This window comes from Paenibacillus algorifonticola (assembly GCF_000971975.1).
In the GTDB taxonomy this organism is placed as follows: domain Bacteria; phylum Bacillota; class Bacilli; order Paenibacillales; family Paenibacillaceae; genus Pristimantibacillus; species Pristimantibacillus algorifonticola.
In genome coordinates, this window is sequence record NZ_LAQO01000015.1 from 191,334 (window position 1) to 204,892 (window position 13,559).

Consider the following 13,559-nt stretch of genomic DNA (forward strand, 5'->3'; position numbering starts at 1 on the left):
TCATCTTTATGGAAACGAAGCCCATTTACTGTCAACCTGCTCGGAATCATATGTTGTTATTGCAGAAGGAACGGATCTCCAACCTTGCACCATTACTGAATTATATGGGAACGGTACATGAGCCATTTTAATAGAGTGTCCAATTTCATGTGCAGCATTATACTTTACAGTAGGGGCTGAATAGTCAGAACCCTTTGCCCTCATTGTATTATCATACATAAATACTGTTGTATAATCCCAGTAACTATCCGCTGTAGTAATATCCCCAGAGCTAGTATATGCAATAGTTTGCCCAAAGAAACCAGCTATAGAAGTATTTCCTATATAATAGACATCGGGACGGCTTACAACGGAATTGGTCTCGGTTTTAACGATATTGACCTTTGAATTACCATTCCAATATGCTCTACCCGCATCATAGTGACTTGTATAACCATTATCAGCTACAGATGAATGATAATATGCAAGTGGCTTTGCACCGTTTTTTCTATTCCCCGAAAAATAATCCGCACTGACTACGCTTCCAAATAAAAATACAGCCAAAAAAGACAATGTCATCGAATATACATATCTCATTTTATGATTCTTCACAGCCCAACCTCCCAATTATATTGTTATAAATATAATCTTGCTCTGCCTCTTACTAATTCTCATTAACCATTCAATTGATTTCCTCCCCCTTTCTATTCTGCTGCTATGGAAGCATACAAAATCCATTCACTATATAGACACAGCTAATTAGTAAATAGTTGCAATTAATTTAATTTTTTCAAATTAAATTGGAAATTCTCTCTCAATACTTTCATAAAATTTTTTTGAAACGCTTCCAGACTAAAAACGTCCAGCCAATTACAGTGCAGCCAGTCTCCCAAACCCGGTATGCAAAAACAGACGGGCCGCACACAGATCCATAGGGCAGCATAAAGTTCACAGGCTAGCCGTTGAGAACTGTCAGATCCCCCACGGCAAGATACAGATCATTGCCAAGCATGCATGATCCTGTTAGGAATTTCCCTTCTGTCCCCCTAGTAGGGTGAAACTCATGGGACGCGCCTTCTGCACCTATCGATTGCCGCGTAGCAAACCCAGTAAGTCTGATGGGCCGTGAGATAGCGTAGGAGTTACGAGCCATCCGTCAAGCCTATACTCTAATCAATAACAACAAGGCATAGCTCCTAGCTACAAAGGATGGGAACGCAAATGGAGAAAAGTTTAACGAGTAAAGTGGCTTTAGTTACAGGCGCATCGAAAGGCATTACGATTAATGCCATCGCACCAGGACCCGTTAATAAGGAGCTGTTTAAAGTTGGAAAGACGGAGGAGCAGATAACGGCAATCAGCAATGCCAACTCCTTTGGACGGCTAGGCGAGCCGGAAGACATTTCTCAAGTGGTGCTGTTTCTGGCAAGCAGGGAGTCGCAGTGGGTAACGGGGCAGACGATGCGGGTAGAATGGCGGCTTCATCTAAAAGGATAGTTTGAAGCCCCTGTGCAGCTATGGTATGGTTCGTATAAAAGGGGAGAGCAATCATGCAGCATCTGGATCAAATCGTGCCGCTTCTGGAACGGGACACGCTTACGAACATTACGCTGCTGAAAATGATCGAGGCTTATGAGGCAGCCATCATCAGCAAGCTCATCAAGGGCTCTGAACCCACGCAATGGGGGCTGCTTTTGCTGCTGCCAGTCGAAGCGTATCCTTATGATCAGCAAACTTATCCCGATGCCGACTTTATCGCTTTTGTCGCGTATACGGAGCAGTCGCTGCTGCCCGAGCTGCTTAAGGCGGTTCCCGCAGGCGCCCGCCTTGTGTTCAAGCTGCAGAAGGATGAGTACCGGGAACAGCTTGCCCACTATTACGAGCTGGAGCAGGCGAGAGCTTATATTTCCTATACGAGCCAAAACGAGCTTACCAGCAGCAACGCGCAGCAGCATAAGGGGCTTAGGAATGAGGACGTTGTGAAGCAAGAGGCGCTGGCAGAGGAACTGCTGCCGCTGCTTTGCAGCAACGGTTATACGCCGGAGGAGCTGCGCGGCTATTTTGCCGTAGGCGCCTATGCCTTCGTGATATACCGGGAAGATGAAGCTGCTGCCGGCTGCTTTATTTTTTGCAATTATAATGAAATTTGGGAAGTGGCGGGCGTCCATACGCGAGAACGCTGGCGTGGGCAAGGTTTGGCGCGGCAGCTTGTGGCCGCCGCCTTGGAGCATTTGCGGCAGGGAGGGCTGAGGCCGAGGTACCATGTGCTGGAAACGAACGCCGCCTCGATCCGCCTCGCGGAATCGCTGGGGCTCCAGCCCTTCATGAAGCTGACGCATCATACGATGCAAAGTTCAGTCGCGGAAGAGCGGTAAACGTCAGTAAATCAACAAAAGCCCGCCCTTCAACGATAGCTGAAGGAGCGGGCTTTGCTGCAAATATAGGAAAGTATATGATTGTTCTATCCTTTCTCTATATTTCTCGGAATGAAACGCGCTGCGCCGCCAAAGGACGGCGACAGCCGTTTCACCTTGGGCACTATTTTTCAAGGCCGTGTTTCGCCATGCTTTATAATTCCAGCAGCACGTAGCTGCCCATATAATACATTTCGGCATCGTCATATTGATCGCGTGCTTCCTCCCACACAATATCCCAGGTGTCATCCAGCATTTCCGAATAATCGACCTCAGGGGAGAGGCGTAAAATAATCTGATCCTGCCCGCTTTGCACGAGCTTCTTCATTTCAATGCGGAACTGCTTATTGGAGGTTACTTCGAGACCATTTTTCACATAGTAGTCGTATTTATTGCTGTCGCCGGTATATTGGTTCAGCTCATCGTCCAGCCAATAAGAGACATCCTCTACATATTCCTCGTTGATGGCTGTCGCATCGTTGGCGTTATAGAGCAAATAAGGAACGTCTGAATTGGTCGCATTGTTGGTCGGATCGACGTTCAGCCATTCTCCGCCAATCTTGACCTTGTTCCACGCATGGGGAACGCCATCCAAATAGCCGGTTACGACTATGGTCTCCACGCCAGCGAGATCGTTCAGCAGCTTGTAGGTGTAGGCATAGCTCATGCAGACGCCGAGTTTATTAATCATAATGCCGTAGGTGCTGTAAGCATCATAAAACGCCGGGTCCACCTTGCGAAAATCATATTTATACGCATTATCCAGCGCATCATCATCGTACACCGTCGTATCGTTCAAATAATCATAAATCGCCAACCGTTTTTCTTCATCGCTCATTTCAGGTGTAATCGTGGCTGCAACAATGCGCTGAGCCTCCAGCATAATTTCCCGCTGCTTCGCACGCATCTCTTTAACCGGATTTTCGTAAGACACATAAAGCGTAAGTGTACGATAATCGTAGCCGTAGCTTGCAAGCCCGATAATATAAGGATTTTGGTACATCACCTTTTCGACTACATCAATGAGAACCTCGGTATTTTGCGCTTCGGGAAAAGACATCAGCGAAATGTCTTCCTCTCCGGTCATCAAGCTGCGGGCCAAATATTCCTCCAGTGCCGAGTCGGCGGAAATATGCAGCTTCTCCATCAGCTTATCGGTTGGAACCGTTGCTTTATCGCCCTTGGCGACGACGCGGCGCGTATTTTCGATTTGCTGATCAATCAGGTTGTCGGTAGCCGAAGTCGCTTTGGTGAAGCGAGTAATAATCGTCGGCACGTTGGCATCCGGTATAAAATAGGTCGTATTTTCCGGCTGGACGTAGCCGGTATTAGCTGTACCCTCGGATTCCCCATCCTCGTCCTCATACCAGGAGGCGACATAATCGATATCCTCAAGGGTAACGTCTTCAACCCAGACGACGCCTGTCAGCGCCGTGCCTTTAATGGAATAAGGAATGCGCAGGGGGCTGGATGGCTCAAGGACAAGCTGTTCCGTTTCATACATAATGTCCTTAAAGCTGATAGAGCCATCCGTATGCTTCACCTCGACGCTGTACGGCAGATCATCCACGTATTCGTAGGTGTTGCCGAACAAATCCCCTTCATATTCGTCGGAAACCTCCGTCGGGAGCTGGCTCGACAGATCGGCCGTCACGACGGGAGCGCTGAAGTTGGATTCCTTGCCGTTTGCAACGGCGGTAACATAAAAATTGCCCTGCACCCCGGTATTTTGCGCGAGTGTAAAGCTCTCACCGCTATCCAGCTCTAATTGGTCATAGGCGGTATCGCCAAAATCAACGAGCGCCGTCCCTTTTACCCGCTCAATGAGGACAGGGTTTTCCAAATAAAAAGCGGATTTTTTGCCAGCGGCGCTTGTTGTGCCATCTTTTACCCGAGCTTCGGGGAAGGTCTGGTACACCTTGTATTCGCTGATCCCGGTTATTTTGTCCCAGACGAGCTTTAGCCTGCCATCCTCGCTAATTTCATAGCTGAGATTCGGAACGGGCAGCTTGGACTCCACCGTAAACGGGATAATGAACGGCTTCTCCAGCTTCTGGGGCGTAGCGGACGCCATGTCATAATTAATGCGGAGATAATAAATCGGCGCATTTCCCCAGCTTAATTGATCATTGGAGGAAGCGGAAGGAAGCGGCAGCACGCCGGAATCCAGCGGCTCGACCGTAACGATGCTTTTGCTGTCAGGCGCAGCAGCGACCCGGTTGAATGAAGCCATTTGGCTGGAAGGCAGCGCCTGCCGGTCCGTATGAACGGTAATCATTTCTTCCCACTTTAAAATGTCGATTTGCGACAGATCGGATTGAAAATTGAACTCAAATTTCATATCTTTGGCTACATTGTAGAGCGGCATAATTTGTTTGCTGCGGTCTTCACCGTATTTTTGCTTTAAGTGCTGCACGGACAGCTTCTCCGGCGTCTGCCAAGCATACTTAAGCAGTTTAATGCTGGCGTTGAAGCCATTGGCGGCATCTGACATGCAGCCCGTCAGCAGCAGGCACATGACCAGCAGGCTGAGCAGCATTTTTTTCATTGCGCAGGTCTCCTCCGGAAAATGATGAAATTGTATAGTTAGCAATATGAAAATTTTACCTTGTTAAATTAAATTATTCAATTCATTTCATAGCCATGACAAAAAGAGCGGATCCCCTTTGAGCCGAACGCAGCAGGGGAATGGGGTCTTTTGCGCCGCGCTTGCCGTGCGATAAAGGCGAAAAACGTACTTTTCAGCCTGCTTATTCTAACTCGGATATCGATCGTCTTAAATTGAACAAAAAATTAAACGACTGGCATAAATAATCCCATTGAGGTGAGGGGCGCTATGCTATTTAATTATTACGAAACAATGAAAACGCATACATTTAGGAGGGGGAACATGAAGCGAAGAAAAATAGCAGCGGTGCTGCTGGTTGCAGCTATGCTGCTCAGTACGCTGACGGGGCTTGCACCGCGCGCGGTGTGGGCAATTGAGGAGGAGCCTGTAAATTCGAATGAAGGTATGTCGGCAGCGGAGTCGGTTTACCAATCCGGCTTGATTTTGCACTATGATATGAAAACGATGGCGACCGATGCAGGGCAGACCATTGTCAAAAATGTAGCTGGCGGAACAGGCGCGTATGACGGCATTTTCCGCAATCCGTCGAACGGTCAGCTGGTAGCTGGTGGCTCTACCGGTTTTGCTGGCTTTAATGGAGGCGCCGCTTCCGCAAGCAGCGGCTATATTGAAATACCGAAAGGCGCAGGCGGCGAGGATCTGCTGAGCGGCTTAACCGATGTCACGATTTCCTCGCTCGTCAATTGGGAAAATGACGGCACGAACCGCTGGATATTCGGGTTCGGAACGACGACGAGCGATGCCGAGAACGGCAACAAATATTTGTTTGCTACACCGCGCCATGGCAGCACGGGCAATTATGCGGCTGCTGGCCTATCGAAGAGCGGCTGGCGCAATGAAGCGCTTTGGAAAGGAACGTCCACGCTTGCAGCAGGAGCATGGAAGCAAGTGACGGTCGTATTTTCGGGCACAGCCGATACGATAACGCTCTATATAGACGGCGTGAAGGCGGCCTCCGGCTCGGCGAAGGGCATTAAGCTTGCCGATATTATCAATACGGGGACGAACTATTCCGGCTATATAGGCAAGTCTATTTTCTCGGGCGATGCGTTCTATCGCGGTCTGGTAGGCGACTTCCGCGTCTACAATTATGCGCTGGACGATCAGCAGGCAGCTGAGCTTTATACGCAAGCTTCCAGCACGATTGCGGATCTCAAGCAGCTTGTGCTGACAGCGGCAGCGGATGCGCTTGCTCCAGCAGCTATGCTTGCTGTAGGCGATGCGAGCGCTGATGCGGTTACGAAAAATCTGACGCTGCCGGCAACGGGGCGAAACGGCGTAGCGATTGCATGGAGCTCCAGCGATGCGGCGGTCATTGCCGCGGATGGAAAGGTGACACGTCCAGCGGCATCGGAAGCGGATAAGTCGGTACAGCTAACTGCGAGCCTGACGTATCAGGGGCTTTCCATGCAGCGAGTGCTGAGCTTTAAGGTATTGAAGGAGTTTTCTGAAAGCGCTATCACCCAGGCGGATGCGGAGGCGTTGGTCATCCATGGTATAGATCAGGTGAAGGGCAATCTGACGCTGCCGCAGCTTGGATTGAATGGCTCCAGCATCGAGTGGGAGTCGAGCGACCCGGCGGTAGTGAAAGGCTCGGCGCAGGCAGCGGGCGATGCGGCGCAGCTGGGCAGAGTGGTGCGTCCTGCGGACAAGGATGCTGTCGTTACGCTGAAGGCCACGGTGAAAAAAGGCAGCGCAAGCGCGGAGCGGCTGTTCGAGCTGACCGTGAAGCAGGCTCCGCCGAGCCTTGATTATGACGCGTATTTTTTTGCTTATTTTACCGGGGAATATGAGGGCGGAGAAGAAATTTCCTTTGCGACAGCCGAGGACCCGCTGAAGTGGCGTGCGCTGAATAACGGCCAGTCGATTATTCAATCGACACTCGGTGAGAAGGGGCTGCGCGACCCTTTCATTATGCGCTCGCATGAGGGGGATAAGTTTTATTTGCTGGCGACGGATTTGCGCATGGGCGAAAGCACGAATTTTGATCAGGCGCAAATAACGGGCAGCCATTCCATTATGATTTGGGAATCCGACGATCTCGTCAACTGGAGCGAGCAGCGCATGGTTGAGGTTGCGCCGAAAAACGGCGGCAACACCTGGGCGCCGGAAGCGGTCTACGATGAGAAGACGGGACAATACGTCGTATTCTGGGCTTCTTCGATGAAGGCTGCCGATACGTATGGCAAATACGCAAGCGGTCGCCCATCGGGGCAATACAACGTGATGTATTACGCGACGACGCGGGATTTTTATACATTCTCCGAGCCGAAGGTGTATATGGATGAAGCGTTCCCGACGATCGATACGACGATGCTGCAGGAGGGCAATGACCTGTATCGTTTTACGAAATCGGAAATCGGCTACAAAGTATTTTATGAGAAGGCAGCTAACGTCTTTGACGATGTTGACGGCATTGCGGCCAATGGCTACCAGTTTGCGGCGATTGCCGGGACGAAAAATGGCAACCAGGGACGAATTGGCCATGGCGGCAACAATGAAGGGCCGACCGTATTCAAGGATATTCGGGAGGATAAATGGTATATGTTCCTCGATTCCTGGCCGTATCATGTGCGCGTGTCGAGCAATCTGGAGGACGGAGCGCAGTTTAGGGATAATCTGCTCGCTGCTGATCAATATGCACTGCCGCCTGGGCCGCGCCATGGCACGGTCATTCCGGTGACGCGGGCGGAATATGATGCGCTGCAAGCGAAATACGGCTTATCCGGTCCAGTGGAGAAGGAGCAGCCAGTGGTGCATTATACATTCGACAGCAGCAGCGTAACCGGCACGCTTGTGCAGGATCTGTCCGGGCAGGGGCATCATGCGACGCTAGTTGGCGGAGCCTCCATTAACGAGACGGATAAAATAGGCAGCTCTGGCAGCTCGGTGGAGCTGGACGGCGCAACAGGTTATGTAAAGCTGCCAGACAATCTGGTGCGCGACTTGAATTTGGAGAAGACGACCATCGCCACTTGGGTGAAGGCGGACCAGAACAAGCTGAACCAGCGGATTTTTGACTTTGCTTCAGACACGGGCAGAGCCGCTAACCGCAATACGATGTATTTGAGCACCACAGGCGATACTGGCGGCCTTGAGTTTGCTATCGTGACGCCATTCACGGAGAAGTTCGCAAGCGAATCGACGCTGCTCGGTGCGAGCTATAAATATGCGCTTCGCGCAGCGACGCCAGCGGCAAGCGTTTGGCATCATGTAGCTGTATCCATCGACGGCTTCGAGGCGGTCATGTACGTGGATGGGAAAGAAGTGTCGCGCAGCAGCACCTTTAACGTCGAGCCACGCATGCTGCTGCAAACGTCGATGAACGATATTGGGAAATCTCGGAATGCGAGCCACGGCTTGTTTGACGGCAAGCTTGACGATTTCCGCATTTACAATCGGGCGCTGACGAAGGAGCAGGTTGCTGCGCTTGCAGCGGACTTGCCGGAAACGCCGGGAGGCGGCGAGCAGCCGGAAACTCCGAAGGCGATCGTCCATTATGATATGGGCCAAATAGACGGCACGACGGTGAAGGATTTGGCCGGAAGCTTTAACGGCACTTGGGTCAATCCGCAAAATGCAGAGCGAATTCATGCCGGACAGACGGGCGTTATCAGCTTCGCAGGGGGCACGACCAGCTCCTATATCGAGCTGCCAAAAGGGGTGACCGATGGCCTTACCGATACGACGGTGTCCATGCTGATGAACTGGAGCGGTAAGGCCGGGGCAGAATGGGCTTTCGCTTTAGGGCAGAACAGCACCAAATATATGTATTTTACACCGCGCTATAATACATCGGCGGCGAATGCGCGCGCGGGCATTGCGACAAATTCATGGAACAACGAAGTAGCCGCGCAGCATGCAACGGGTCTTTCGACCAATCAGTGGAAGCTGGTGACGGCGGTTTTATCCGAAAAGGAGCAGACGCTAACGCTCTATGTGGATGGCGTAATGGTAGGAGCAACAGCAACGGGCGGCATGACCATGGCTCAAATTCAAAATGCCGGCGGCATCAGCGGCTATATCGGCAAATCCTTTTATGCGTCTGATCCTTATTTTGGCGGCATGGTCGCCGATTTTAAACTGTTCAACGGCGCCTTGAGCGGGGCCGAGGTCGGTGCGCTTCAACGGGAGGCTGCGACGAAGGTCGCTGCGCTGGATGGGCTCACGCTGGAATATGCGGCGAACCGGCTGGATTACAGCGCTTTTCTGAATGGCAATGCGAGCAAGGACAGCATTCGCACGAATTTGAAGCTTCCGGCAAGCGGCGGACATGGCACGACGATAACTTGGATTTCGGGCACTCCGAACGTGATTTCGAACACGGGTATTGTGACCCGTCCTGCCTATGAGGCAGGCAATCAGAGCGTCATGCTAACAGCCACGATAACAGATGGAGCCAAATCAGTGACCCGCAGCTTTACGGTCATCGTGGAGAAGGATGCCAGTCTCATGGAGAAGGCGCTGCTGGATGCGCAAAGTCTAATCGTCCACAACTTGGCCGATGTTCGCGGGCATTTGACACTGCCTGTGAAGGGTGTAAACGGATCGGCCATTGCATGGGCCAGCGAGCAGCCTAATGTCATCACGGCAACAGGGGAGGTTACACGTCCCGCGCATGGCACTCAGGACGTAACCGTTAAGCTGACCGCCATCATTACGAATGGTGCAACCTCGATATCGAAGGCGTTCATAGCTACAGTGAAGCCGCTGCCTGCGCCAGCCGATTATAAGGGCTATGCGTTCACTTATTTTACAGGAGAAGGTTCGGCAAGCGGCGAGCAAATTTATTTTGCACTCAGCAAAGGAAACGATGCGCTGCATTGGCAGGAGCTGAATGGCGGGCTGCCAGCGATTACGTCGAATTTGGGTGAAAAAGGGTTGCGTGATCCGTTCATCATCCGTTCACCGGAGGGCGACAAATTTTATCTGATCGCGACCGATTTGAAAATTTACGGCAATGGCGATTGGGGTGCCGCCCAAACGAGTGGAAGCCGTTCGATTATGGTTTGGGAATCGACGGATCTTGTGAATTGGTCGAACCAGCGAATGGTAGAGGTATCTCCGCCAGAGGCTGGGAATACTTGGGCTCCGGAAGCATTTTATGACGAAGAGACAGGTGAATATGCCGTATTTTGGGCATCGAAAATGTATGCCGACGAGAGCCACAGCACAGGCACGCATCAGCGCATGATGGTGGCGAAAACACGCGACTTCTATACGTTCTCGGAGCCGGTCGAGTATATGAATAATGGCTACTCGATTATTGATACGACGATGATTGGACATGATGGCAAAGTTTATCGTTTTACGAAGGATGAGCGCAGCAATACCAATGCGACGCCGAATGGGAAGTTTATTTATCAGGAGTCAGGCAGCAGCGTCTTTGACAGCAGCTTTAAGATGATCAAGGAGGGTATTGGGCGCGGACAAATTGCACAAGGCGAAGGTCCGACCGTATTCAAGTCCAATACTGAGGAAAAATGGTATATGTTCATCGATGAATTCGGCGGCAGAGGTTATGTGCCGTTTGAGACAACAGATCTCGATTCGGGTGAGTGGAAGATATCGACGAACTATGAGCTGCCGTCAAGGCCGCGCCACGGCACGGTCATTCCAGTGACACAAGCGGAATATGACCGCCTGCTTGTAAGCGTGCCGCAGGCAGGTCAGTCTGAGGCTGGAACGAAAGTAACCGGTGTGCAGCTCGCGCCTTCAGCGCTTGCACTGAAAGCAGGGGAAGGAGCGCAGCTTGCGGCAGATGTCACGCCTGTGGCCGCGACGAATAAGTCTGTCGTTTGGTCGAGCAGCAATTTGGCTGTGGCAACGGTGGATGCAGCAGGTTATGTGCACGGGGTTGGAGAAGGTGCAGCCTACATTAGCGTAGCAACGGTAGATGGCGGATTTATCGCCGTGTCGGCAGTAACGGTAACGGCAGGCGAAGATAACGGTGGGGGAACGACGCCGACACCGACACCGACGCCAGGTACGACACCAACACCGACACCTAGTCCAACACCAGCACAACCGACACCGACAACATCGAACCCGAGTCCAACACCGACAATACCGGGCTCAACGACAAGTCCAACACCGACGCCGATCATATCGATTCCGTCGACAGCACCGGGTTCGATACCAACAACATCGAGTCCAACGCCGAGTATAGCACCTAGCACACCGCCATCTGGCCCTTTTAGCGATACAGCGAACCATTGGGCAAGTGCTTCGATTGCAAAGCTGACGGAAAAAGGACTAATGAAGGGTTATCCGGACAGCAGCTTCAAGCCGAATGCCGCGATGAGCCGCGCTGAATTTGTGACGGTCATTTATCGCATGCTTGGTCTGGATACTGCTGCTGGAACAACGGCAGCCTTCAGCGATGTGGGGACGGATGCTTGGTACAGCGGGGCGGTTCATGCCTTGCATGAAGCGGGTATCGTTAGCGGCGATGCCGCAGGCACATTCAGGCCAAGCGATGCGATTACGCGGGAGGAAGCTTTTGTGCTCGTATATCGCATCGTGAAGGAAAAGCTTGCGCTAAGTGGTGATAGCGATGAACCTTCATTCACTGACGATGCAGTGATTTCAGACTGGGCGAAGGAGGCGATAGCTGCCTTGTCCGCAGCAAATGTACTGAGCGGCTACGATGATGGCACGCTCAAACCGCAGGGAAGCATTACTCGAGCGGAAGTCGCGACGATTTTGGCGGCATTCGTAGAATAAGCAATGGGAATGAGCTGAGAAACCAGCGAAATAAAAATACGGCGGAAGCTCCCGAATGTTTGCCCGGGAGCCTCCGCCGTTTTATTTTCAGACTGGATTCCTGCTAAAATCATGTTATGCTACCTTTTGACAAAGAAATAAAATTTTAACCGTTAGTTGCCATTCATCCCCCTCTTCTAAAGCTATGCTTGACCCACAACACAACCTAATTATGGGGATAAATACTTATAATGCTTGAGTACCGTATGGAGTTGATTCAACCCTTTCCAAATCACCTTAGCACCAGGTTCACCGTCACCCTTGCGTCCCAAGAAACCTCCAAGCTTTGCTAAATAAGATACAGCCTCTTTGATCGTTGGTGGGATAGAGGGAGCGAGAGAAGTTCGATTGGAAATGCAGTATAACACTCTCCACTCCTCTTCCTCCAGAAACGTGGTGCATGATTCGTCTGGATGTTTCCTAGCCAGGTAAGTCATACCCAGAATACGCACGGATATGATCGAGTAGAACAGAATTAATTTTTCAAGACGTTCGGCTGTGCGACTTTGTAACTTCTCAACTTCACAGCCACTTTTCAAAATGTAATGGAATCGCTCAATCTTCCATCTGTGGATGTACCCTTGCACTTTTTCTACAGCTTCATCCAGATTGGTGACGTCCATACTGGTAACTAAGTACTGATTTAATCCATTTTTTAGGCATGTTCACAGGGGTTTCGATCTCGACCCGGCTATGCCGGAGTTCCAATGTCACCTCTCTCTTGGACAAGTTCCTGCGTGTATCCCGGGGAACCTCAACGACGATGTGGCCCGCTGACAGCTCCTGTTTGACTTGACCAAACAGTTTGCAGGCTTCCGTCGTCATTCGATTTTGAACAACGCGTACCAAAAAATCTTGCTCGCAAGCGAGCGCATGATCGAAAAACTCAAAGATATCCGCTTCCCGGTCACCAACGTGAACCAAGCGAACGTCAGTTGGCATTCCCGTGCGACTATTATCCATACTCTTAAGCCATTTGAAGCTTTCTTTTTCTTCAATCGGTCTCTGCCGTTTGGTTGCCCGTTTTCCGCGCTCCTCAAGGGCGCGTGTCCACACAAATTGATCCAACAATCCGAGCGCAATTCCGTCAGGAGTAACAGCTAGTGCAGAATGTACGATTAATCCTTTGTGATGGACACCTGCGCCAAAATCGCCTAGCCCCTTGGTTTTTTCGTGTGAAGTGTAGTTCAGCATACTGGTGTCCTGAACCGCTAAAATGACGGGCTCGCCACGTTCCTTTATGTGCTGTATCGTGGCTTTCCTATGAGCATGCAATACAACTTCTTCTGTTAACTTTTCGTTGTCAATGAGGCGATAGATGGCTTTGGCTTCTGCTTTATTGTCGCTGGCTCCCGCAATGGATTCGCCGATATTTCTGGAGAGAGTTATCATAGATCGCACAAACCGTTTTATAGTTCTTCCACAGGATATCCCTAAATGTTTGAATTCGTTATAAGCCCAATGATTCGCATCCTCATGTTTCATAGTTAATGACATCTTAAACTCTCCTCGCCATAGAAATCGTTTTGATATCATCATAACGTTTCGTAGCATAGATGAGTAGGATGAATGTCATCCGCAAGAATCAAAGAAAAATGCCCATTTTTTGTATTCAATGTGGGTCAAGCATAGCTTCTAAAGTGGGGGATGAATGGCAACGGTCTGATTTACATTGACCCTTACAACTTAAAATAATATAATTTTAGTATTCAGTCGTATACGATAAAAGGTTGTGTTATCAATGAAGTTAGACTCAAATAACCATTCAGTGT

Annotated in this window: 6 protein-coding genes and 1 pseudogene; 3 read left to right on the forward strand and 4 right to left on the reverse strand. The window is 50.6% G+C overall.

The window, feature by feature from the left end; translation table 11 throughout:
• Positions 1–6 precede the first annotated feature (6 nt).
• The gene (locus WH37_RS20210) at positions 7–591 is read right to left on the reverse strand and encodes a hypothetical protein (protein ID WP_046232423.1); all 585 of its coding nucleotides are present in this window, start codon (positions 589–591) and stop codon (positions 7–9) included.
• A gap of 654 nt (positions 592–1,245) precedes the next feature.
• Between WH37_RS20210 and WH37_RS20215 the strand changes: the two are divergent.
• Positions 1,246–1,468, forward strand: a pseudogene (locus tag WH37_RS20215) (SDR family oxidoreductase); the annotation flags it as partial.
• A gap of 61 nt (positions 1,469–1,529) precedes the next feature.
• The gene (locus WH37_RS20220) at positions 1,530–2,354 is read left to right on the forward strand and encodes a GNAT family N-acetyltransferase (protein ID WP_046232425.1); all 825 of its coding nucleotides are present in this window, start codon (positions 1,530–1,532) and stop codon (positions 2,352–2,354) included.
• 193 nt (positions 2,355–2,547) lie between these two features.
• Here WH37_RS20220 and WH37_RS20225 read toward each other — a convergent pair whose 3' ends face one another.
• Positions 2,548–4,941, reverse strand: coding sequence for a transglutaminase domain-containing protein (locus tag WH37_RS20225; protein ID WP_046232426.1), 2,394 nt, complete (start codon positions 4,939–4,941; stop codon positions 2,548–2,550).
• A gap of 342 nt (positions 4,942–5,283) precedes the next feature.
• On the opposite strand from WH37_RS20225, the gene WH37_RS33825 reads away from it, so the two are divergent.
• Positions 5,284–11,748 (forward strand): immunoglobulin-like domain-containing protein, encoded by a 6,465-nt coding sequence (locus tag WH37_RS33825; RefSeq protein ID WP_052737099.1) that lies wholly within the window; start codon positions 5,284–5,286, stop codon positions 11,746–11,748.
• Between the two features lie 209 nt (positions 11,749–11,957).
• On the opposite strand, the gene WH37_RS37470 is transcribed toward WH37_RS33825, so the two are convergent.
• Positions 11,958–12,410: an IS4 family transposase gene (locus tag WH37_RS37470; protein ID WP_046232427.1), complete on the reverse strand. Its 453-nt coding sequence runs from the start codon at positions 12,408–12,410 to the stop codon at positions 11,958–11,960.
• A complete protein-coding gene (locus WH37_RS36580; RefSeq protein ID WP_046232428.1) occupies positions 12,388–13,284 on the reverse strand; it encodes an IS4 family transposase in 897 nt (298 codons plus the stop codon). The genes WH37_RS37470 and WH37_RS36580 overlap by 23 nt, the downstream gene beginning before the upstream one ends.
• Positions 13,285–13,559 lie beyond the last annotated feature (275 nt).